The following is a 21,229-nucleotide window of genomic DNA, read 5'->3' on the forward strand; positions in this document are numbered from 1 at the left end:
GGCGCGGACTCCGTCGGCACGGGGGTGGACGTGGGGCTCGGCATGTCGGGGCGTGGCTCCGTACGTTGGGGAAACGGGGACGAGGTGGCGGCGGGCAGGGAGAGGGACGGTCCGGCGGGCGCGGCGGGTTCCGTGTCCGGCCCCGCCGACAGCCAGGGGCCGAGCACGGAGAGGCCCAGGGTGACGGCGGTGACCGCGACGAAGGCGCCCGCCACCGCGAACGCCCGGGTCCTGGCCCGCCGCCGGTGGCCCTCCCGTACGGCGTCGGGGACCAGATCCGGCTGGAGGGACAGCGGGCCGACGGCCCGGTGCAGGGCGTCCCGGAACAGTTCCTCGTCGGGGGTGCGGGGCGACAGGTGCTCGTGCGGTTCGGGGATCATGACCGGCCCTCAGCTTCCGGTGGAGTAGAGCTGGACGTCGCCCAGCCGGGCGCGCAGGCGGACGAGCGAACGCGAGCACTGGCTCTTCACCGTGGACTCGCTGCACCGCAGCAGCGACGCCACGGTCTCCACGCTCAGGTCGTCCCAGTAGCGCAGGACGACCATCGCCCGTGCTCGGGGCGGGAGTTCGGCGAGGAGGGCGAGCAGCGTGACCCGGAGGTCGGCACCCGGCGCGGGATTGGGGTGCGGGCGGGGCGCGTTGTGGTTGTGGGCGAGCAGATCCCGTACGGAGCGGCGGCGTTCGGCCACGAAGGTGCGTACCAGCACGGTCTTGGCGTAGGCATCGAGGTTGTCCGCCCGGCTCGCCCTGCGCCAGTGCTGGAACAGCTTGGCGAGCGTCGTCTGCGTCAGGTCCTGCGCGCCCTCGACGTCTCCGCACAGCAGGTAGGCCGTCCGGTACAGCCGGCGCTGCCCGGTCCGGGCGTACGCCTCGAACGCGGCGCGCTCGCCGTCCGCCATGGCGGACTGAGCCCCTGCCGGCATCCGCCCTCCTCTCTCCTCGACTCCCACCCCTTACAGAGCACCCGTGTGCCGAAAAGGTTGAAGAGAAGTGAAGATCAGTTCGAGGCGGTGTGCGCATCGGTCCACATGCCGGTCCACGCACCGGTCCGGGGGCGTCTCACCTGTCGGCGGATCCTGGTGCCCGCGCGAAGCGCTGTGCTAGAACAGCGCCCGTGACAGTCGATCGTTTTCTGGTGGAGTGCCTCCACATCGATCTCTGCCGCGTCTCCAGCGCATCCTGTTGATGCCGGCCGCGGCATCCTCGGCGATGCCCACGTGATGCCTGCGCGCGTCCCCGGTACCAGCATCTTGAGCGTATTCCGCGCCATCAGTGCCTGCTGCGCCTTCGGCGTCCGTGGACGAGGCGGTCTTCCTCGGCACCCGCGCGATCGTCCTCACCAACCGTCCGGGGACCGTCGCCCTGGACATCCCGATCGACCTGCCCCGCACCGGCGCCGACCCCGACGAACTGCGCGGGCTGCCCGCGTACGCCGCCCTGCGCGCCGAGATCGGCACGGCCGTGCGCAACGCGGCCCGCTGATCCCGGTCCGTACACCCGAGAGGAGAAGAACCATGACCGCCACCGCGACGACCCCCGTTCTGCGCGAGGCCCGCATCCCCGCCGACGGCCTGTACGAGGGCCCGCGCGAGCTGCGCCGGGTTCCGGAGGGCCGGCCCGACCGCCCGTACGAGCGCTTCCGGCTAATCCCGCTCGGCCGGGTCATCGGCGCGGAGATCCACGGCGTCGACCTGTCCCGCCCGCTGGAGGCGGCCGTGCGCGCCGAGCTGGACCGGGCGCTGCTGGAGTGGAAGGTGCTGTTCTTCCGGGACCAGCACCTCACTTCGCGGCAGCAGCGCGCGTTCGCCGGGCTCTGGGGCGAGCTGGAGACCAACCCGCTGCTCGCCACCGGCGACGACCCGGAGGTGGCCCGGCTCGACCGCACCGCCGTGCCCACCTTCGAGAACGTCTGGCACACCGACGTCACCTTCCGCGAGCGCCCCGCCCTCGGCGCGGTGCTCCAGCTGCGCGAGGTGCCTCCGGTGGGCGGCGACACGCTGTGGGCGGACATGGCGGCCGCGTACGACAATCTCGACCCGGAGGTGAAGGAGCGCATCGAGGGGGCGCGGGCGGTGCACGACTTCATCCCCGGCTTCGCCCGCTTCTACCCGCCGGAGCGGCTGGCGGCCCACCAGGAGGAGTTCCCGCCGGTCGAGCACCCGGTGGTGCGCCGCCACCCGGTCACCGGCCGCCGCACGATCTTCGTCAACGCCTCGTTCACCACCCGGATCGTGGGTTTCGCGCAGGAGGAGAGCGACCGGCTGCTGCGGCTGCTGTTCCAGCAGGCGCACGCCCCGGAGTTCCAGGTGCGGTTCTCCTGGCGGGCGGGCGACGTCGCGTTCTGGGACAACCGGGCCACCCAGCACTACGCGGTCAACGACTACGCCCCGCACCGCCGGGTCGCGGAGCGCGTGGCCATCGCGGGCGACCGCCCTCACTGATCCCGGGGGTGCGGCTGCTTGAATGGAAGGGTGACCCGAGCCTCCCTGGAAAAGCAGCCGCACGAAGTCGCCTCGATGTTCGACGGTGTGGCGGCCAACTACGACCTGACCAACGACGTGATCTCGCTCGGCCAGGCCCGGCTGTGGCGCAAGGCGGTCGCGGCGGCGGTCGACGCCCGCCCCGCGCAGAAGATCCTCGACCTGGCGGCGGGCACCGCGACCTCCTCGCAGCCCTTCGTGCAGGCGGGCGCCTACGTCGTGCCCTGCGACTTCTCGCTCGGCATGCTCAAGGTCGGCAAGGAGCGCCACCCGTGGATGCCGTTCACGGCGGGCGACGGGATGAAGCTGCCGTTCAAGGACGAGACGTTCGACACCGTCACGATCTCCTTCGGGCTGCGCAACATCCAGGACACCGAGGTCGCGCTCCGCGAGCTGTACCGGGTGACGAAGCCCGGCGGCCGCGTCGTGATCTGCGAGTTCTCCCAGCCGACCTGGACCCCGTTCCGCACGGTCTACACGGAGTACCTGATGCGGGCGATCCCGCCGGCCGCCCGCGCGGTGTCGTCCAACCCGGACGCGTACGTCTACCTCGCCGAGTCCATCCGCGACTGGCCCGACCAGCCCGCCCTCGCCGCACTGCTCCAGAAGGCGGGCTGGTCGAAGGTCGCGTGGCGCAACCTCACCGGCGGCGTGGTGGCCCTGCACCGGGCCACCCGCGCCTGAGTCATCTGCGGGGCCTCACAGCTCCAGCCGGAAGCAGACCGCCTCCTGGCCGCGCGGGGTGTCGTACGACTCGGCCCGCCGCATCCCGAGCCGCTCCGCCACCGCCATCGACCGGGCGTTACGGGAGTGGATCATCGCGACCACCTCGCCCACCCCGGCCGCCCGCACCCGCTCCAGCGTGGCGCGGGCGGCGGCGGTGGCGTACCCGCGCCCCCACGCCGTACGCCCCAGGCGCCAGCCGATCTCGATCGCGCCGACCGGCCCGTAGTGGGCGTGCGGCCACGGCTGCGCCCCGGTGAAGCCGAGGACGGTGTCCGCCTCGTCCGTGAGCGTCCACAGGCAATAGCCGAGCTCGGCGTCGTGGCGGCGCTGGCGGGCGGTGAGCTCCTCGTACACGGAGAAGTCGGCCCGGCGGCCGCCGAAGAACTCCATCACCTCGGGGTCGTCGAAGACCCGGTACCAGGTCAGGGCGTCCTCGTCGGTCGGAACACGGAGGCGTACGGCGGGGGCCGAAGCGTGGGGCGTGGCAGGCGCGATCGACATGAGGGAGCCCTTCGGAGGGTTGGTTCGCAGGCCCCCATAGACTGCACGGGACATGTGCCGCGCGGCACGCGAATTCGAGTCTTCGGGAGATCCGACCGTGACCGAGCCCCTCTCCGAGCACAGCGCGGATGTCATCGTCGTCGGAGCGGGCCCTGCCGGCTCCACGACCGCCTACTACCTCGCCAAGGCCGGACTCGACGTCCTGCTCCTGGAGAAGACGGCCTTCCCCCGTGAGAAGGTCTGCGGCGACGGGCTCACGCCCCGCGCCACGAAACAGCTCGTCTCCATGGGGATCGACATCTCCGAGGAGGCGGGCTGGCTGCGCAACAAGGGCCTGCGCATCATCGGCGGCGGCGTCCGCCTCCAGCTGGACTGGCCGGAGCTGGCCTCCTACCCGGACTACGGGCTGGTCCGTAAACGCGACGACTTCGACGAGCAGCTGGCCCGCCAGGCGCAGAAGGCCGGCGCCCGCCTCTACGAGCGCTGCAACGTGGGCGCGCCCATCCGCGACGAGCGCACCGGCCGCATCACCGGCGTCGAGGCGAAGGTCGGCGAGGAGAAGACCCCGCTCACCTTCCACGCCCCGCTCGTCGTCGCCGCCGACGGCAACTCCACCCGCCTCTCCCTGGCGATGGGCCTGCACCGCCGCGAGGACCGCCCGATGGGCGTCGCCGTGCGGACGTACTTCACCTCGCCCCGCCACGACGACGACTACCTGGAGTCCTGGCTGGAGCTGTGGGACAAGCGCGGCGCCGAGGACCGGCTGCTGCCCGGCTACGGCTGGATCTTCGGCATGGGCGACGGCACCTCCAACGTCGGCCTCGGCATCCTCAACTCCTCCTCCGCCTTCAAGGAGCTGGACTGGCGCGAGGTCCTCAAGGCCTGGTGCGCCTCGATGCCGGAGGACTGGGGCTACACCCCGGAGAACATGACGATGCCGATCCGCGGCGCGGCCCTCCCGATGGCCTTCAACCGCCAGCCGCACTACACCAAGGGCCTCCTGCTGGTCGGCGACGCGGGCGGCATGGTCAACCCGTTCAACGGCGAGGGCATCGCGTACGCCATGGAGTCCGGCCAGATCGCCGCCGACGTCATCGTCCAGGCCCACGCCCGCGCCACCCCCGCTCAGCGCGAACTGGCCCTGAACAACTACCCGAAGGTGCTCAAGGAGACCTACGGCGGCTACTACACGATGGGCCGCGCCTTCGTGAAGCTGATCGGCAACCCGAAGATCATGAAGATCGCCACGGAACGCGGCCTGACCCACCCGCTGCTGATGAAGTTCACGCTCAAGATGCTGGCCAACCTGACCGACCCGCAGGGCGGCGACGCGATGGACCGCATCATCAACGGGCTGTCGAAGGTGGCCCCGAAGGCCTGAGGCCGCCCGGGAAGCCCACGCGGCTCAGGAAGGGTCCGCCGCACGCGTACGTTCATAGTGGCGGGCCACCCGCGCCCGGTTGCCGCAGGACGGCTTGCACCACTCCTGGCGGCCGTGGCTCCTGATGAAGTACCGGACGCAGCGCGGCGCGTGACAGGCCCGCAGGTGCTCGCGCTGCGGTCCGCTCAGGAAGTCGACGGCGTCGCGTGCCAGGGCCGCGACCAGCCGTACGCCAGGGTCGCCCTCGGCCGACAACAGGCCTGCTGTGGGCGGCCCTTCGGCGGGCCAGTGCAGTTGGGGAGCCACCGGCTCCCGGGCCGCCGCCGCGTTGAGCAGTCGCATGGCCTCGTCGACGGGCAGCAGGCGGTGGGCGTCGGCCGGGCTCGGAGGGGCCGGGCTGACCACCCGCGCGAACAGGGCCCGGACGGCCCGCCGGACGTCGACGACCGCCTCTCTCAGCTCCTCGTCGAGGACCAGGTCCCCGGTGGCCGTGGCCGTGGCGGTGGCGGTGGCGGTGGCCAGGATGCCGGGGCGGCGCTGAAGCCAGCGACGCGCTCCCCGGACCGTGTCCAGATCGTCGAGGACCCCGCCGTCGCCGTCGTGGCGGATGGTGCTCGCCAGTTCCATCACAGGACGCTCGGTCATCGCCCTCTCCTTCCGGGTCTCTTGAACGTCTGCGCTCTCCAGCTTAGGGTTCTAATGGAATAAGGCGAATAAGCGTTAGTCGGGGGAGTGCTGCTCATGTTGCTTGCTCAGATCAGCGATCTGCACCTGGACGGCAGTGAACGCGCGACGCACCGGGCGGCCCGCGTGATGGAGTACCTGCGGGCCCTGCCCCGCCCGGTCGACGCGCTGCTGGTCACCGGGGACATCGCCGACCACGCGACCGAGGCCGAGTACGGGGAGGCCGTACGCCTGCTGGACGCGCCGTTCCCCGTGCTCGCCTGCCCGGGCAACCACGACGCCCGCCCCGCCTACCGCAAGGCCTTCCTCGGGGAGGCGCCGGACACCGCACCGGTCAACCGGGTGCACCGTGTCGCCGGGTGCGCCGTCCTGATGTGCGACTCCACGATCCCCGGCCGCGACGAGGGGCGCCTCGACGCGGAGACGCTGGCCTGGATCGACACCACGCTCACCGGACTGCCCGACGACGTCCCCGCGCTGATCGCCTTCCACCAGCCGCCCGTCGAGGTCCATCACCCGCTGCCGGACGCCGGGATGCTCCAGGAGCCCGAGCGGCTCGCCGCCCTGCTCGACGCCCAGCCCGGGGTCGTCGCCGTCCTCACCGGGCACGCCCACACGGCCGCCGCCTCGACCTTCGCCGGCCGCCCCCTGATCGTCGGCCCCGCCGTCACCTGGACCCTGCGCCTGCCCTGGGAGGGCGACCGGCCCGCGGACCGGGACCAGCCGCCCGGCCTGGCGTTTCACGTCCTGGGCGAGGACCGGCGGCTGACCACCCACTTCCGCGTCGTCCTCTGACCGCCCCGCACCCCGTCGCCGAATCCGGCACTCCGCTTCACGCCCGGGTTAATCCGCAGCCCGGCGGGTGATCGTGTGCGATGATTTGCGCGCCTGACGGGCCCAAGACCCGGACCGGCCGACGCCCGCCCACCCACGGTGGCGACGCGCGGCGCGTTTCACCTTCTTTGACGCACTCTCACATTGAACGCAGGCCGGCGGGGTACAGAAAAAGCCGCTACAGCGCTGCTCGACCCCAAGGACACACAGCCATGACCATCGCTTCCCTGCCCCAGCACCAGGACCTCTTCCTGGAGCCCCGGTTCACCGTGGACCTGACCACGCCGGACGAGGACGAGGACTTCGACGCCGCGTACGAAGCGCTCCCCGCGCCCACCACGTCGGCCCGCGAGCAGGAGCGGCCCAACCGCCGCCCACGCCGGCGGTAGGCTCTCCTCCATGGCCAGCCCCGAGTCGGACAGACTCCGGCCACCGGTGCGCCGGTGGCCGTGTCCGTGCTGAGCACCGCCGACTGACCCCTCCCGGGTCACCGGTCCCTCCGTGACGGTTCCACGCCCGCCAGGGATCACGGGACAGCCCTTACGGGCCGTTCCCTTTCGCGTACGCGCTGAAGCACCGCCGTACGCGGAATCCGTGCACCGGCCGATCACCGCCGGGCACTTCTTCGCGCCATGCCGCCGCCGGATCTCCGGCGCGGCCGTCCGCGCGGCCCGTATCCCCGCACACCGGTCTGTCTGTCCATCCGACGGTTCCGTCCAAGGGGCTACTCACCCATGCCATTCGCCGTCTACGTCCTCGGGCTCGCGGTCTTCGCCCAGGGCACTTCCGAGTTCATGCTGTCCGGGCTGCTCTCCGGCATCGCCGCCGACCTCGGCGTCTCCCTCTCCGCCGCCGGCCTCCTCACCTCCGCCTTCGCCATCGGGATGGTCGTCGGCGCACCCCTCATGGCGCTCGCCGGCCGGAACTGGCCGCGCCGCCGCGCCCTGCTGCTCTTCCTCGCGGTGTTCATCGCCGTTCATGTCGTCGGGGCTCTCACTCCGCACTACGGCGTGCTGCTCGCGACCCGTTTCGTCGGAGCCCTCGCCAACGCGGGCTTCTGGGCGGTCGCCCTGAGCACCGCCGTCGCGATGGTCCCCGACCGGCTCAAGGGCCGAGCCACCGCCGTGGTGGTCGGCGGCGTGACGATCGCCTGCGTGGTGGGCGTACCGGCCGGCGCGGTGCTGGGGGAGCGGTGGGGGTGGCGGTCGGCCTTCTGGGCGGTCGCGGTCGTCTCGCTGCCGGCCGTCCTCGCGGTCCTGCGCTCCATCCCGGGCGGGCGGGGTACGGGCGTGGCCGCCGTTCCCGTACCCGTACGGGACGAACTGCGCGCGCTGACCGGGCCCCTGCTGCGGCCGGTCCTGCTCACGATGGCCCTGGTGCAGGGGGCGACCTTCTGCGCGTTCTCCTACCTGGAGCCGCTCCTCACCCGGGAGGCGGGCCTCGGCGCGGGGTGGGTGCCGGTGGGCCTGGCGCTCTTCGGGGCGGGCGCGTTCGCCGGGGTCACGGTGGCGGGCCGGTTCGCCGACGCCCGCCCGGTGGCCGTCGTGGGCACGGGCATGGCCGCCCTCGCCCTCGGCTGGGCCGCGCTCGCCCTGGCGGCGGGCAGCCCGGTGTCCGCCCTGGTGCTGCTCGCGCTCCTCGGCCTCTTCGCCTGCGGTACGGGCACCGCGCTGATCACCCGGGTCCTGGGCCTCGCCCCCGGGGCCCCGACGCTGGCCGGGGCCTTCTCGACGACCGCGTTCAACCTGGGGGCGGCGGTGGGCCCGTGGGCGGGAGGCCTGGCCCTGGACGCCGGGTTCGGCTACCGGGCGCCGGTCTGGGTGAGCGCCCTGCTGATGGTCCTGGCGCTGCTCGTCGCCGCGACGACGACGGCGAAGGGGGGCCGCCCCCGAGCGGGGGAGCGGCGGCCCTCAGCCGTGCACCGGTGCGCCCGGAGGCGCGGCGGGTCGCCGGGCGGACACCCGGGGAACCGCTTGTGAATCAGAGAACGCGGACCGCGCCGGTCGGCCGGTCGTAGTCCATGGAGCGCTGCACCGTGCCGGTGCTGGAGTTCTGCGCACCGACGAACTCGCCGCCGCCGACGTAGATCGCCACGTGGTACGCGCTGCCCGCGCCGCCCCAGTACAGGATGTCGCCGGGCTGGAGGTTGTCCAGGGAGACCTGGGTGCCGGCGGTCGACTGCGACTGCGAGACGCGCGGCAGGTCGATGCCCGCCGTGCGGTAGGCGGCCTGGACCAGGCCCGAGCAGTCCCACGCGTTCGGGCCGGTGCCGCCGGAGACGTACGCGTCGCCGACCTGGGCCTTGGCGAACGCCACGATGGAGGCGGCGGAACCGCTCACGTTCGAGGAGGAGGAGGAGGAGGAGGAGGACGGGGCGGAGGCGGAGCTGCCGCAGCCCGAGGAGCCGGCGGAGCCGCTGAGCGTCGTGCGCTCGGAGGTCCGGGAGGCGCGCTCGGCGCGCTCCTCGGCCTCCGCCTCGGCCTTGGCCTTGGCGGCGGCTTCGGCCTTCTTCTTGGCCTCCGCCTTGCGAACGGCCTCGGCGTGGGCCTTCTTGGCCGCCTTGGCGGCCTTCTCGGCCGCGGCGTCCTCGTTGGCCTGCGTCTCCAGGTCGAGGGCGACCTGTTGCGTGGCCTGTGCGGAGGCGGCCACAGCGGTGGAGATGCCGGACGTGATGGTGGGCATCTCGATCGTCTGGGTCACCGGCTCGGCCTGGGCCGGACCGGCGGCACCCGCGACCGCGATGGTGCTGAGGACGCCACCGGCAACTCCGGCCCGCAGCGCCGACTTCGAGGCGCGCTGACGGGGCTTCCGGTGGCTGGGTATGTGAGCGGTGTGGGACATGGGTACTAGCGCTATCAGGGCTGTAGGGCTCCCATCAAGAAACGTGTGTTGCGACACAGTTACGTTCGGAATCTGTGAATCCGCTTTTTGGGCGCCTTTATTGACGCCGTAACGGGCAAAACGGGCAGCGGCGATCAGGCCCGTGATCACTGCCTTTCGGTAATACGCCCGAATTGCCCGTCGCTTACCATCCGTTCACACCGATGGCCAAGCCCGGTTCCCTGGGGTGCGGGACTCAGTGGCGCAGGTCACAGTGTGGGCACATCCGGACAGGCAACCCTCGCGGCCGCGTCGCGCGTGGGGGTGCGAGGCCGGACCGGAGTGCGGGGCGTCGCCGAGGCGCCCGATCCGGAAGTTCGTGAATGCGCGCACATGTCCCCATCGGTCCTCGCCGCCCCTCGTCCGGGTGACCGCCGAGGCCGGCCGACGCCCATATCACCTCGGGGGAGTCCACCGCCAATTTGCTTGTAGGGGCCTTCGATTGATACCGCCGCACGCCTTTGACCAGCGGTAACACCATCGAATGTCACGTCTCGTGATCACTCGGCCGCTTCGCGTGCGAAGATCACCGCTCATACGACTTCATGATCCTTCGTCAGGTGGTGGAGATCACAAAGACGTTGTCGTACCCCGTGTCGCAGATCACAGGGGACCAGGCATAGGATGCGGGGCAGTCGGGCTTGTGAACTGCCTCACATGTGCACGATCTTGGTGAGGTGGCGAGCCGGTCGCCCGATGCGGTCCAAAGGTCAAGGACGACTGGAAGGAGCGAGGAGCGTGAATGCCTACGCGCCCATCCTCGTGCTCGGCGCCCTCGGGGCAGGGTTTGCGATCTTCTCCGTGGTCATGGCCACGCTTATCGGCCCCAAGCGCTACAACCGGGCAAAGCTCGAAGCGTACGAGTGCGGTATCGAACCCACCCCGACTCCGGCCGGTGGCGGCCGCTTTCCCATCAAGTACTACCTGACGGCGATGCTGTTCATCGTCTTCGACATCGAGATCGTCTTCCTCTATCCCTGGGCGGTCTCCTTCGACGCCCTGGGGATCTTCGGGCTCGTGGAGATGCTGCTCTTCGTGCTCACCGTCTTCGTCGCCTACGCGTATGTATGGCGTCGCGGCGGCCTGGAATGGGACTGAGGGGCTGAGGGGCACACCATGGGACTCGAAGAAAAACTGCCGAGCGGCTTCGTTCTGACCACGGTCGAGCAGGCCGCGGGCTGGGTGCGGAAGTCCTCCGTCTTCCCGGCCACGTTCGGACTGGCCTGCTGCGCCATCGAGATGATGACGACCGGCGCGGGGCGCTACGACCTGGCCCGGTTCGGGATGGAGGTCTTCCGCGGATCGCCGCGGCAGGCGGACCTGATGATCGTCGCGGGCCGGGTGAGCCAGAAGATGGCGCCCGTCCTGCGGCAGGTCTACGACCAGATGCCGAATCCCAAGTGGGTCATTTCCATGGGGGTTTGCGCGTCATCGGGTGGAATGTTCAACAATTACGCCATTGTGCAGGGTGTTGATCACATTGTCCCGGTCGATATCTATTTGCCGGGTTGTCCGCCCCGCCCCGAGATGCTGCTGGACGCCATCCTCAAGCTCCACCAGAAGATCCAGGACGGCAAGCTCGGGGTCAACGCGGAGGAGGCCGCCCGCGAGGCGGAGGAAGCGGCCCTCAAGGCACTGCCCCTGATCGAGATGAAGGGGCTCCTGCGGTGACCGAGAACCCCAAGGCCAACGGCGGCGAGCAGAACGGCAACGCCGTACCCGCCCCGCGCGACACCGGCGGCGAGGTCATCCGCGTCCGCAAGGGCATGTTCGGCGCCAACAACGGCGGCGACACCTCCGGCTACGGCGGCCTCGTCCGCACCGTCACCCTGCCGGGAGCCGCCTCCCGGCCGTACGGCGGCTGGTTCGACGAGGTGGCCGACGAGCTCGAAGGGGCCCTGGAGGAACAGGACCTGCTCCCCTCCAACGCCATCGAGAAGACCGTCGTCGACCGCGACGAGCTGACCTTCCACATCGCCCGCGAGCACCTGGTCCAGGTCGCCCGCACCCTGCGCGACGACCCCGCCCTGCGCTTCGAACTCTGTACGGGCGTGAGCGGCGTCCACTTCCTCGGCGACAAGGGCCGCGAGCTGCACGCCGTCTACCACCTGCGCTCGCTCACCCACGGCCGGCTGATCCGGCTGGAGGTGTCCGCACCGGACAGCGACCCGCACATCCCGTCGCTCGTCGAGATCTACCCGACCAACGACTGGCACGAGCGCGAGGCGTACGACTTCTTCGGGCTCGTCTTCGACGGGCACCCGGCCCTGACCCGGATCATGATGCCGGACGACTGGCAGGGCTTCCCGCAGCGCAAGGACTACCCGCTCGGCGGCATCGCCGTCGAGTACAAGGGCGCCCAGATCCCGGCTCCGGACCAGCGGAGGTCGTACTCCTGATGACCACTCCCCACGCGACACCCCGAGCGACCACCGAGGGGACTGTATATACGGTCACCGGCGGCGACTGGGACGAGGTCGTCGAATCCGCCGTCAAGTCCGACGACGAACGCATCATCGTCAACATGGGCCCCCAGCACCCGTCCACGCACGGCGTGCTCCGCCTCATCCTGGAGATCGACGGCGAGACCGTCACCGAGGCCCGCTGCGGCATCGGCTACCTCCACACCGGCATCGAGAAGAACCTCGAATTCCGCAACTGGACACAGGGCACCACCTTCGTCACGCGCATGGACTACCTGACGCCGTTCTTCAACGAGACGGCGTACTGCCTGGGCGTCGAGAAGCTGCTCGGCATCGAGGACCAGGTCCCCGACCGGGCCACCGTCATCCGCGTCCTGCTGATGGAGCTCAACCGGCTCGCCTCGCACCTCGTGTGCATCGCCACCGGCGGCATGGAGCTCGGCGCGACCACGATCATGATCTACGGCTTCCGCGATCGTGAACTGGTTCTCGACCTCTTCGAGCTCTTCACCGGACTGCGCATGAACCACGCGTTCGTCCGCCCCGGCGGCCTCGCCCAGGACCTGCCCCCGGGCGCGGTCGACCAGCTGCGCGAGTTCATCAAGACCATGAAGAAGAACCTGCCGGAGTACGACAAGCTCGCCACCGGCAACCCCATCTTCAAGGCCCGGATGAAGGACGTCGGCTACCTCGACCTCACCGGCTGCATGGCGCTCGGCGCCACCGGCCCGGTGCTGCGCTCCGCCGGCCTCCCGCACGACCTGCGCAAGTCCGACCCGTACTGCGGCTACGAGACCTACGACTTCGAGGTCCCGACCGCCGACACCTGCGACTCCTACGGACGCTTCCTCATCCGGCTGGAGGAGATGCGCCAGTCGCTGCGGATCATCGAGCAGTGCATCGAGCGCCTGGAGCCGGGGCCGGTCATGGTGGCCGACAAGAAGATCGCCTGGCCCGCCCAGCTCGCGCTCGGTCCGGACGGACTCGGCAACTCGCTCGACCACATCCGCAACATCATGGGCACCTCCATGGAAGCCCTGATCCACCACTTCAAGCTGGTGACCGAGGGCTTCCGGGTGCCCGCCGGACAGACGTACACCGCCGTCGAGTCCCCCAAGGGCGAACTCGGCGTGCACGTCGTCTCCGACGGCGGCACCCGCCCCTACCGGGTCCACTTCCGCGACCCGTCCTTCACCAACCTGCAGGCCATGGCGGCGATGTGCGAAGGCGGCCAGGTCGCCGACGTCATCGTCGCCGTCGCGTCCATCGACCCCGTGATGGGAGGCGTCGACCGGTGACCACCTCACGCCAAGACGTCAGTCTGGGGATGCCGCAGCTCCCCGCCACCCCCTACCCGGCCGAGGTACGCGCCCGGCTCGACGCGGACGCCAAGGAGGTGGTCGCCCGCTACCCCGGCAGCCGCTCCGCCCTCCTGCCGCTGCTGCACCTCGTGCAGTCCGAGGAGGGATACGTCTCCCGTACGGGCATGGCCTTCTGCGCCGAGACGCTCGACCTCACCACCGCCGAGGTCACCGCCGTCGCCACCTTCTACTCCATGTACCGGCGCAGGCCGAGCGGGGACTACCAGGTCGGCGTCTGCACCAACACCCTGTGCGCGGTCATGGGCGGCGACGCCATCTTCGACACGCTCAAGGAGCACCTCGGCGTCGGCAACAACGAGACCACCGAGGACGGCAAGGTCACCCTCGAACACATCGAGTGCAACGCCGCCTGCGACTTCGCACCCGTCGTGATGGTCAACTGGGAGTTCTTCGACAACCAGACGCCCGAGAGCGCCACGCAACTCGTGGACGACCTGATCGCCGGCCGCACCGTCGAGCCCACCCGCGGCGCTCCCCTCTGCTCGTACAAGGACACCGCCCGCATCCTGGCCGGCTTCCCCGACGAGCGCCCCGGCGCCGTCGAGGCCACCGGCGGCGCGGGCCCCGCCTCGCTGATCGGGCTGAAGCTCGCCAAGGGCGAGGCGCTCCCGAAGGCGCGCGTGGTCTCCCCGCGTGCCGGACAGCCCGAGGACGCGCGACCCCAGGACGGGCAGCCGCACGACGCGCAGGTCCACGATCCTTCGCCGACCGAGCGCCTCAGCTCGCACGACGCACCGCAGCAGACCTCGGCCTCCGACCCGGAGCACCCGGCCGGGCCCGCAGCCGAGGAGGGGGAGTGATGACCTTGGCCGCCGAGATCGACCACAACGGGACGAGCCCCGAGAAGCTGCTCGCCCCCGTCCTCTCGTCCTTCTGGGACCAGCCCGAGTCCTGGACGCTGGACACCTACCGCCGCCACGAGGGCTACGAGGGCCTGCGCAAGGCGCTGGCCATGGACCCCGACGACCTCATCGCGTACGTCAAGGACTCCGGTCTGCGCGGCCGCGGTGGCGCGGGCTTCCCCACCGGGATGAAGTGGCAGTTCATCCCGCAGGGCGATGGCAAACCGCACTATCTGGTGGTCAACGCCGACGAGTCGGAGCCGGGGACCTGCAAGGACATCCCGCTCCTCTTCGCGAACCCGCACAGCCTCATCGAGGGCATCGTGATCGCCTGTTACGCGATCCGTTCGTCTCACGCGTTCATCTATCTGCGCGGTGAGGTCGTCCCCGTGCTGCGACGACTGCACGAGGCCGTACGAGAGGCGTACGAGGCGGGTTATCTGGGGACGAACATCCTGGGTTCAGGACTCGATCTGGAACTCACGGTGCACGCGGGCGCAGGTGCGTACATCTGTGGTGAGGAAACCGCGCTGCTCGACTCTCTCGAAGGACGGCGTGGCCAGCCCCGGCTGCGGCCCCCCTTCCCTGCGGTCGCCGGTCTGTACGCCTGTCCCACTGTGGTGAACAACGTCGAGTCCATCGCGTCGGTTCCCGCGATTCTGAACAAGGGCAAGGACTGGTTCAAGTCGATGGGCAGCGAGAAGTCCCCGGGCTTCACGCTCTACTCGCTCAGCGGCCACGTCACCAGCCCCGGCCAGTACGAGGCCCCGCTCGGCATCACGCTCCGCCAGCTCCTCGACATGAGCGGCGGCATGCGGGCAGGCCACCGGCTGAAGTTCTGGACGCCGGGCGGCTCCTCCACCCCGATGTTCACCGAGGAGCACCTCGACGTCCCCCTCGACTACGAGGGCGTCGGCGCCGCCGGATCCATGCTCGGCACCAAGGCGCTCCAGTGCTTCGACGAGACGACCTGCGTCGTGCGGGCCGTCACCCGCTGGACCGAGTTCTACGCCCACGAGTCCTGCGGCAAGTGCACACCCTGCCGCGAAGGCACGTACTGGCTGGTCCAGTTGCTCCGCGACATCGAGGCCGGCAAGGGCGAGATGGCCGACCTCGACAAGCTCAACGACATCGCCGACAACATCAACGGCAAGTCGTTCTGCGCGCTCGGCGACGGCGCGGCCTCGCCGATCTTCTCCTCGCTCAAGTACTTCCGCGAGGAGTACGAGCAGCACATCACCGGCAAGGGCTGCCCCTTCGACCCCGCCCGGTCCACGGCCTGGGCCGACGACAAGAACACCGACGGCAAGAACGCTCACCGGGGGGTGAACGCATGACAGTCACCACGAGTGCGCCCTCCGGGGGCGGCGAGGCGGCGGTTCCGCCCGAGGACCTGGTCACGCTGACCATCGACGGCATCGAGATCAGCGTCCCCAAGGGGACCTTGGTCATCCGGGCCGCCGAACTCCTCGGCATCGAGATCCCGCGCTTCTGCGACCACCCGCTCCTCGACCCGGCCGGCGCCTGCCGCCAGTGCATCGTCGAGGTCGAGGGCCAGCGCAAGCCGATGGCCTCCTGCACCATCACCTGCACCGACGGCATGGTCGTCAAGTCGCAGATCACCTCTCCTGTCGCCGAGAAGGCGCAGAAGGGCGTGATGGAGCTGCTGCTGATCAACCACCCGCTGGACTGCCCCGTCTGCGACAAGGGCGGCGAGTGCCCGCTCCAGAACCAGGCGATGTCGCACGGCGACGCCGACTCCCGCTTCGACGGCAAGAAGCGGACCTTCGAGAAGCCCGTCCCGATCTCCACCCAGGTGCTGCTGGACCGTGAGCGGTGCGTGCTCTGCGCGCGCTGCACCCGGTTCTCCAACCAGGTGGCGGGCGACCCGATGATCGAGCTGATCGAGCGCGGCGCGCTCCAGCAGGTCGGCACCGGCGAGGGCGACCCCTTCGAGTCGTACTTCTCCGGCAACACCATCCAGATCTGCCCGGTCGGCGCGCTGACCTCGGCGGCGTACCGGTTCCGCTCCCGCCCCTTCGACCTGGTCTCCACCCCCTCGGTGTGCGAGCAGTGCTCGGGCGGCTGCGGGACGCGCACCGACCACCGGCGCGGCAAGGTCATGCGGCGCCTCGCGGCCAACGAGCCCGAGGTCAACGAGGAGTGGATCTGCGACAAGGGGAGGTTCGGCTTCCGTTACGCCCAGCAGCGTGACCGGCTCACCACCCCGCTGGTCCGCAACGCCGACGGCGAGCTGGAGCCGGCGAGCTGGCCCGAGGCGCTGGAAGCCGCGGCGGCCGGACTCCTCGCCGCCCGCGGCCGTACCGGCGTCCTCACCGGTGGCCGGCTGACCGTCGAGGACTCCTACGCGTACAGCAAGTTCGCCCGGGTCGCCCTCGACACCAACGACATCGACTTCCGCTCCCGCGTCCACAGCGCCGAGGAGGCCGACTTCCTGGCCGCCCGCGTCGCCGGACGCGGCCGGGACCTCGACGGCGAGGGCGTCACGTACACCGCGCTGGAGAAGGCCCCCGCGGTCCTCCTCGTCGGGTTCGAGTCCGAGGAGGAGGCCCCCGGCGTCTTCCTCCGGCTGCGCAAGGCCCACCGCAAGAGCGGCCAGAAGACCTTCGCGCTCGCCTCGCACGCCACCCGGGGCCTGGTGAAGGCGGGCGGCACCCTGCTGCCCGCCGCCCCCGGCACCGAGACCGAATGGCTCGACGCGCTCGCGGGCGGCGTCGGCCTGGAAGCCGAAGGAGCCGCGGCCGCCGAGGCGTTGCGCGCCGAGCACTCCCTGATCATCGTCGGGGAACGGCTCGCGGGCGTGCCCGGAGCACTGTCCGCCGCGATCCGCACCGCCACCGCCACCGGCGCACGCCTGGTGTGGATTCCGCGCCGGGCGGGCGACCGGGGCGCGATCGAGGCGGGCGCGCTCCCCTCGCTGCTGCCCGGCGGCCGTCCGGCCACCGACCCGCGCGCCCGCGACGAGGTCGCGGAGCTGTGGCGGCTGGCCGAACTGCCCTCCCGGCACGGCCGCGACACCGGCCAGATCGTCGAGGCCGCGGCCACCGGCGAACTGGGCGCGCTGCTCGTCGCCGGGGTCGGCGTCGAGGACCTGCCCGACCCCGACCGTGCCCTCCAGGCGCTGAACGAGGTCGGCTTCCTGGTCTCCCTGGAGCTGCGGCCGAGCGCGGTCACCGCCCGTGCGGACGTGGTCTTCCCGGTCGCCGCCGTCGCGGAGAAGTCCGGCACCTTCCTCAACTGGGAGGGCCGGGTCCGGATGTTCCAGGCCGCGCTGAAGCCCGAGCAGATGCCCCGGACGCTCGCGCCGACCGACTCCCGGGTGCTGCACATGCTGGCCGACGCCATGGACGTGCACTTCGCGCTTCCGGACCTGACCGCCGCCCGCCGCGAGCTGGACCGGCTCGGCGGCTGGGAGGGCGGCCACGCGGAGGACCCGCGCGCGGGCGCACAGCCGCTGCCCCGGCCCGGCGACGGCGAGGCGGTCCTCGCGGGCCACCGCATGCTGCTCGACCTCGGCCGGCTCCAGGAGGGCGACACCGCCCTCGCCGGAACCCGGCACGCGGCCGTCGCCCGGCTCTCGGCGGTCACCGCCGCCGAGTCCGGCGTCAAGGACGGCGACCTGCTCGCCGTCACCGGACCCGCCGGCACCGTCGAACTGCCCCTCGCGGTCACCGACATGCCGGACCGGGTGGTCTGGGTGCCGCTGAACTCGGTGGGACGCGGCATCCCCGCCGACACCGGCGTGAACCCGGGCAGCCTGGTACGGATCGGCCCCGCCGCCCCACCGGGAGCACCCGTCGAACCATCGGAGGTACGAGCGTGACTGGCCTCGCCGCACTCACGACGGCGCCCGAGCGCGTCGTCCTCGCCGCCGAGGATCTCTCGATGTTCGGCACCGACCCCTGGTGGCTCGTCGTCATCAAGGCGGTCTTCTGCTTCGCGTTCCTGATGCTGATCGTGCTGTTCTCCATCGTGTGGGAACGCAAGGTCGTCGCCTGGATGCAGCTGCGCATCGGCCCCAACCGGCACGGGCCCTGGGGCCTGCTCCAGTCGCTGGCCGACGGCATCAAGCTGATGCTGAAGGAAGACGTGATCGTCAAGCGCGCGGACAAGGCGGTCTACGTCCTCGCGCCGATCCTCGCCGCGATCCCCGCCTTCATGGCGATCGCCGTGATCCCCTTCGGCCCGGCGGGCAACGAGGTCTCCATCTTCGGGCAGCGCACCACGATGCAGCTCACCGACCTCCCGATCGCCGCGCTCTACATCCTGGCCGTCGGCGCGGTCGGGGTGTACGGATTCGTCCTCGGCGGCTGGTCCTCGGGCTCGACGTACCCCCTGCTCGGCGGAATCCGTTCGTCCGCCCAGATGATCTCGTACGAGATCGCCATGGGCGCCGCCTTCGCCTCGGTCTTCCTCTACTCCGGGTCGATGTCCACCTCGACGATCGTGGAGGCGCAGGCGGACCGCTGGTACATCATGCTGCTGCCGGTCTCCTTCATCATCTACATGGTGACGATGGTCGGTGAGGCCAGCCGGGCCCCGTTCGACATGCCGGAGTCCGAAGGCGACCTGGTCGGCGGCTTCAACACCGAGTACAGCTCCATCAAGTTCGCGATGTTCATGCTCGCCGAGTACATCCACATGGTCACCGTGTCGATGATCGCGGTGACGCTGTTCCTCGGCGGCTGGCGCGCCCCGTACCCGATCTCCGCGTTCTGGGAGGGGGCGAACCACGGCTGGTGGCCGATGCTCTGGTTCTTCCTGAAGCTCCAGTGCCTGATCTTCTTCTTCATCTGGCTGCGCGGCACGCTTCCCCGCGTGCGCTACGACCAGTTGATGAAGCTCGGCTGGAAGGTCCTCATCCCGGTCTCGATCGTCTGGCTGATGCTCGTGGCCACCGTCCGCGCCCTGCGCAACGAGGGTTACGACTTCTCCCGGATCGTGCTGTACGTGGGCGCCGCCGTGATCGCGATCCTGCTGATCTCCTTCGTCGTCGACATGTTCCGCGACCGCAGGAACCGGGCCGAGGCGGAAGCGGCCGAACCGGAACCCGCCTTCGACCCGATGGCGGGCGGGTTCCCGGTGCCTCCGCTGCCCGGACAGACACTGCCGCCCGTGCCCAGGCGCCGGCCACGACGGGAGCGCGAGCTCGTCGTCAGTGGCGGGGCGGATACTCAGAGTGACGACAGCGCGAGTGACGGAAAGGAGGCCGGCGGTGTCTGAGAAACCAGAACTCACGGGCTCATCGGGATCCGCCGAGCCCTCGGGGGGCTCGGGCGAGAAGTTCCAGAACCCCGTGGCCGGCTTCGGCGTGACCTTCAAGGCCATGTTCAAGAAGCGGCTCACCGAGCAGTATCCGGAGACGCCGAAGGTGACGGCGCCCCGCTTCCACGGCCGCCACCAGCTCAACCGGCACCCGGACGGCCTGGAGAAGTGCGTCGGCTGCGAGCTGTGCGCCTGGGCCTGTCCGGCGGACGCGATCTACGTGGAGGGCGCGGACAACACCGAGGAGGAGCGCTACTCCCCGGGCGAGCGCTACGGCCGCGTCTACCAGATCAACTACGCGCGCTGCATCCTGTGCGGACTCTGCATCGAGGCCTGCCCCACCCGGGCACTGACGATGACGAACGAGTTCGAGCTGGCCAACACCACCCGCGAGAGCCTCATCTACACCAAGGACGAGCTGCTCGCGGGCCTGGAGGAAGGCATGGTCGACAGCCCGCACGCGATCTTCCCCGGCATGGACGAACAGGACTACTACCGGGGCGTGGTCACCGAGGCCGCCCCCGGCACCGTCCGGCAGACGGCCGTCTCCAAGGGCGAGGGCGACAAGCCCGACGAGGACCCCATCGAGTCCACCCGGGCCGCCGACGCCACCCGGCACGACAAGGGGGTGGACGCGTGAACGCGCTGGCCGCAGCCACCACCACCTCGACCGGCGAGGCCATCCAGTTCTGGATCCTGGGCACCGTCGCCGTGATCGGCGCGCTCGCCACGGTGCTGATGAAGAAGTCCGTGCACAGCGCCCTTTCGCTCGCCGGGACCATGATCATCCTGGCGGTCTTCTACCTCGCCAACGGCGCGTACTTCCTCGGCATCGTCCAGATCGTCGTCTACACCGGCGCGATCATGATGCTGTTCCTCTTCGTCGTCATGCTCGTCGGCGTCACCGCGGCGGACTCCCTCAAGGAGACCCTCAAGGGCCAGCGCTGGCTGGCCCTCGGATGCGCCCTCGGCTTCGCCGTGCTGCTGATCGCGGGCATCGGCAACGCCTCGCTGAGCACCTTCAACGGGCTCGGCGCGGCCAACACCCGGCACGGCGGCAACGTCGAGGGAATCGCCAACCTCATCTTCACCAAGTACGTCTTCGCCTTCGAGATCACCGGCGCCCTGCTGATCACCGCGACGGTCGGCGCGATGGTGCTCACCCACCGCGAGCGCACCGAACGGGCCAAGACCCAGCGGGAGATGTCGGAGGAGCGCGTACGCGGCAAGCACCTCCCGCCGCTCCCCGCCCCCGGCGTCTACGCCCGGCACAACGCGGTCGACATCCCCGGTCTGCTCCCGGACGGCACGCCGTCCGAGCTCACCGTCATGCAGACGCTGCGTCAGCGCGGCCAGATCCGGGACGTCTCGCAGGAGTCCCTCGCCGATCTCAAGGCCCTGGAGCAGCGCTCCGGGGAGCGGCTCGGACGTGAGGACGCGGACGCCGTGGCGCGCGGAGCCGATCCCGCGTCCGCGGCGGAGAATTCGGAGGCCGCCAAGTGAACCCGGTCAACTACCTCTACCTCGCGGCCCTGCTGTTCGCGATCGGTGCCTCCGGGGTGCTGATCCGGCGGAACGCGATCGTGTTGTTCATGTGCGTCGAGCTGATGCTCAACGCCTGCAATCTGGCGCTCGTGACGTTCTCCCGGATGCACGGCAACCTCGACGGGCAGATCGTCGCGTTCTTCACGATGGTCGTCGCCGCCGCGGAAGTCGTCGTCGGACTCGCGATCATCGTGTCGTTGTTCCGCTCCCGCCACTCGGCCTCGGTCGACGACGCCAGCCTGATGAAGCTGTAAGGGGTCGGAAA

General features: G+C 70.6%; 21 protein-coding genes and 2 pseudogenes. 18 read left to right on the top strand and 5 right to left on the bottom strand.

The features are described 5' to 3' along the window. Both JS521_RS01965 and JS521_RS01970 read right to left on the bottom strand, forming a co-directional pair. Window positions 1-380: pseudogene (locus tag JS521_RS01965) on the bottom strand (hypothetical protein); the annotation flags it as partial. A gap of 9 nt (window positions 381-389) precedes the next feature. Beyond that, window positions 390-899 carry a SigE family RNA polymerase sigma factor gene (locus JS521_RS01970; RefSeq protein WP_205081030.1) on the bottom strand — a complete coding sequence of 170 codons (510 nt, stop codon included), beginning with the start codon at window positions 897-899 and terminating at the stop codon, window positions 390-392. Between the two features lie 394 nt (window positions 900-1,293). Between JS521_RS01970 and JS521_RS01975 the strand changes: the two are divergent. From JS521_RS01975 to JS521_RS01985, 3 genes and pseudogenes are all read left to right on the top strand, one after another. Continuing rightward, window positions 1,294-1,482, top strand: a pseudogene (locus JS521_RS01975) (ABC transporter ATP-binding protein); the annotation flags it as partial. A 32-nt stretch (window positions 1,483-1,514) separates the two neighbouring features. Continuing rightward, window positions 1,515-2,441 carry a TauD/TfdA dioxygenase family protein gene (locus JS521_RS01980; protein ID WP_205080969.1) on the top strand — a complete coding sequence of 309 codons (927 nt, stop codon included), beginning with the start codon at window positions 1,515-1,517 and terminating at the stop codon, window positions 2,439-2,441. A 30-nt stretch (window positions 2,442-2,471) separates the two neighbouring features. After that, complete coding sequence (locus JS521_RS01985; protein ID WP_205080970.1) at window positions 2,472-3,164, top strand: demethylmenaquinone methyltransferase; 693 nt, start codon at window positions 2,472-2,474, stop codon at window positions 3,162-3,164. A gap of 15 nt (window positions 3,165-3,179) precedes the next feature. Here JS521_RS01985 and JS521_RS01990 read toward each other — a convergent pair whose 3' ends face one another. After that, the gene (locus tag JS521_RS01990) at window positions 3,180-3,707 is read right to left on the bottom strand and encodes a GNAT family N-acetyltransferase (RefSeq protein ID WP_205080971.1); all 528 of its coding nucleotides are present in this window, start codon (window positions 3,705-3,707) and stop codon (window positions 3,180-3,182) included. 97 nt (window positions 3,708-3,804) lie between these two features. Here JS521_RS01990 and JS521_RS01995 point away from each other — a divergent pair, with 97 nt between their 5' ends. Continuing rightward, entirely contained in the window at window positions 3,805-5,088 is a 1,284-nt protein-coding gene (locus tag JS521_RS01995) for a geranylgeranyl reductase family protein (protein ID WP_205080972.1), read from the top strand. A gap of 24 nt (window positions 5,089-5,112) precedes the next feature. On the opposite strand, the gene JS521_RS02000 is transcribed toward JS521_RS01995, so the two are convergent. Continuing rightward, a complete protein-coding gene (locus JS521_RS02000) occupies window positions 5,113-5,733 on the bottom strand; it encodes a CGNR zinc finger domain-containing protein (protein ID WP_205080973.1) in 621 nt (206 codons plus the stop codon). Between the two features lie 96 nt (window positions 5,734-5,829). Here JS521_RS02000 and JS521_RS02005 point away from each other — a divergent pair, with 96 nt between their 5' ends. The 3 genes from JS521_RS02005 (at window position 5,830) to JS521_RS02015 (ending at window position 8,585) form a co-directional block, all read left to right on the top strand. Continuing rightward, window positions 5,830-6,567, top strand: coding sequence for a metallophosphoesterase (locus tag JS521_RS02005; RefSeq protein WP_205080974.1), 738 nt, complete (start codon window positions 5,830-5,832; stop codon window positions 6,565-6,567). Window positions 6,568-6,818: 251 nt separating this feature from the next. Beyond that, window positions 6,819-6,995 carry a hypothetical protein gene (locus tag JS521_RS02010; protein ID WP_205080975.1) on the top strand — a complete coding sequence of 59 codons (177 nt, stop codon included), beginning with the start codon at window positions 6,819-6,821 and terminating at the stop codon, window positions 6,993-6,995. Window positions 6,996-7,340: 345 nt separating this feature from the next. After that, on the top strand, window positions 7,341-8,585 hold the full coding sequence (locus tag JS521_RS02015) for a Cmx/CmrA family chloramphenicol efflux MFS transporter (RefSeq protein ID WP_205080976.1): 1,245 nt from the start codon (window positions 7,341-7,343) through the stop codon (window positions 8,583-8,585). Between the two features lies 1 nt (window position 8,586). On the opposite strand, the gene JS521_RS02020 is transcribed toward JS521_RS02015, so the two are convergent. Continuing rightward, window positions 8,587-9,447 carry a C40 family peptidase gene (locus JS521_RS02020; RefSeq protein ID WP_205080977.1) on the bottom strand — a complete coding sequence of 287 codons (861 nt, stop codon included), beginning with the start codon at window positions 9,445-9,447 and terminating at the stop codon, window positions 8,587-8,589. 777 nt (window positions 9,448-10,224) lie between these two features. Here JS521_RS02020 and JS521_RS02025 point away from each other — a divergent pair. The 11 genes from JS521_RS02025 to nuoK are packed head-to-tail and all read left to right on the top strand — an operon-like array spanning window position 10,225 to window position 21,218. After that, entirely contained in the window at window positions 10,225-10,584 is a 360-nt protein-coding gene (locus tag JS521_RS02025) for an NADH-quinone oxidoreductase subunit A (RefSeq protein WP_003967084.1), read from the top strand. Window positions 10,585-10,602: 18 nt separating this feature from the next. Then, a complete protein-coding gene (locus tag JS521_RS02030; RefSeq protein ID WP_018490715.1) occupies window positions 10,603-11,157 on the top strand; it encodes a NuoB/complex I 20 kDa subunit family protein in 555 nt (184 codons plus the stop codon). Then, window positions 11,154-11,885 carry an NADH-quinone oxidoreductase subunit C gene (locus tag JS521_RS02035; protein ID WP_205080978.1) on the top strand — a complete coding sequence of 244 codons (732 nt, stop codon included), beginning with the start codon at window positions 11,154-11,156 and terminating at the stop codon, window positions 11,883-11,885. The genes JS521_RS02030 and JS521_RS02035 overlap by 4 nt, the downstream gene beginning before the upstream one ends. Continuing rightward, entirely contained in the window at window positions 11,885-13,207 is a 1,323-nt protein-coding gene (locus JS521_RS02040; RefSeq protein WP_205080979.1) for an NADH-quinone oxidoreductase subunit D, read from the top strand. The genes JS521_RS02035 and JS521_RS02040 overlap by 1 nt, the downstream gene beginning before the upstream one ends. A gap of 29 nt (window positions 13,208-13,236) precedes the next feature. After that, window positions 13,237-14,091, top strand: a complete 855-nt coding sequence (gene nuoE / locus JS521_RS02045) for an NADH-quinone oxidoreductase subunit NuoE (RefSeq protein WP_205081031.1) — start codon at window positions 13,237-13,239, stop codon at window positions 14,089-14,091. Beyond that, complete coding sequence (nuoF, locus tag JS521_RS02050) at window positions 14,088-15,470, top strand: NADH-quinone oxidoreductase subunit NuoF (RefSeq protein WP_205080980.1); 1,383 nt, start codon at window positions 14,088-14,090, stop codon at window positions 15,468-15,470. Before nuoE ends, nuoF begins: the two co-directional genes overlap by 4 nt. After that, complete coding sequence (locus JS521_RS02055) at window positions 15,467-17,977, top strand: NADH-quinone oxidoreductase subunit G (RefSeq protein WP_205080981.1); 2,511 nt, start codon at window positions 15,467-15,469, stop codon at window positions 17,975-17,977. The genes nuoF and JS521_RS02055 overlap by 4 nt, the downstream gene beginning before the upstream one ends. After that, window positions 17,974-19,377 (top strand): NADH-quinone oxidoreductase subunit NuoH, encoded by a 1,404-nt coding sequence (gene nuoH, locus JS521_RS02060; protein ID WP_205080982.1) that lies wholly within the window; start codon window positions 17,974-17,976, stop codon window positions 19,375-19,377. Before JS521_RS02055 ends, nuoH begins: the two co-directional genes overlap by 4 nt. Further along, a complete protein-coding gene (gene nuoI / locus JS521_RS02065) occupies window positions 19,370-20,059 on the top strand; it encodes an NADH-quinone oxidoreductase subunit NuoI (RefSeq protein ID WP_205080983.1) in 690 nt (229 codons plus the stop codon). The genes nuoH and nuoI overlap by 8 nt, the downstream gene beginning before the upstream one ends. Next, window positions 20,056-20,922, top strand: a complete 867-nt coding sequence (locus JS521_RS02070; protein ID WP_205080984.1) for an NADH-quinone oxidoreductase subunit J — start codon at window positions 20,056-20,058, stop codon at window positions 20,920-20,922. Before nuoI ends, JS521_RS02070 begins: the two co-directional genes overlap by 4 nt. After that, entirely contained in the window at window positions 20,919-21,218 is a 300-nt protein-coding gene (gene nuoK, locus JS521_RS02075) for an NADH-quinone oxidoreductase subunit NuoK (protein ID WP_205080985.1), read from the top strand. Before JS521_RS02070 ends, nuoK begins: the two co-directional genes overlap by 4 nt. Window positions 21,219-21,229 lie beyond the last annotated feature (11 nt).

This window comes from Streptomyces durocortorensis, assembly GCF_016901035.1.
Lineage (GTDB): Bacteria > Actinomycetota > Actinomycetes > Streptomycetales > Streptomycetaceae > Streptomyces > Streptomyces durocortorensis.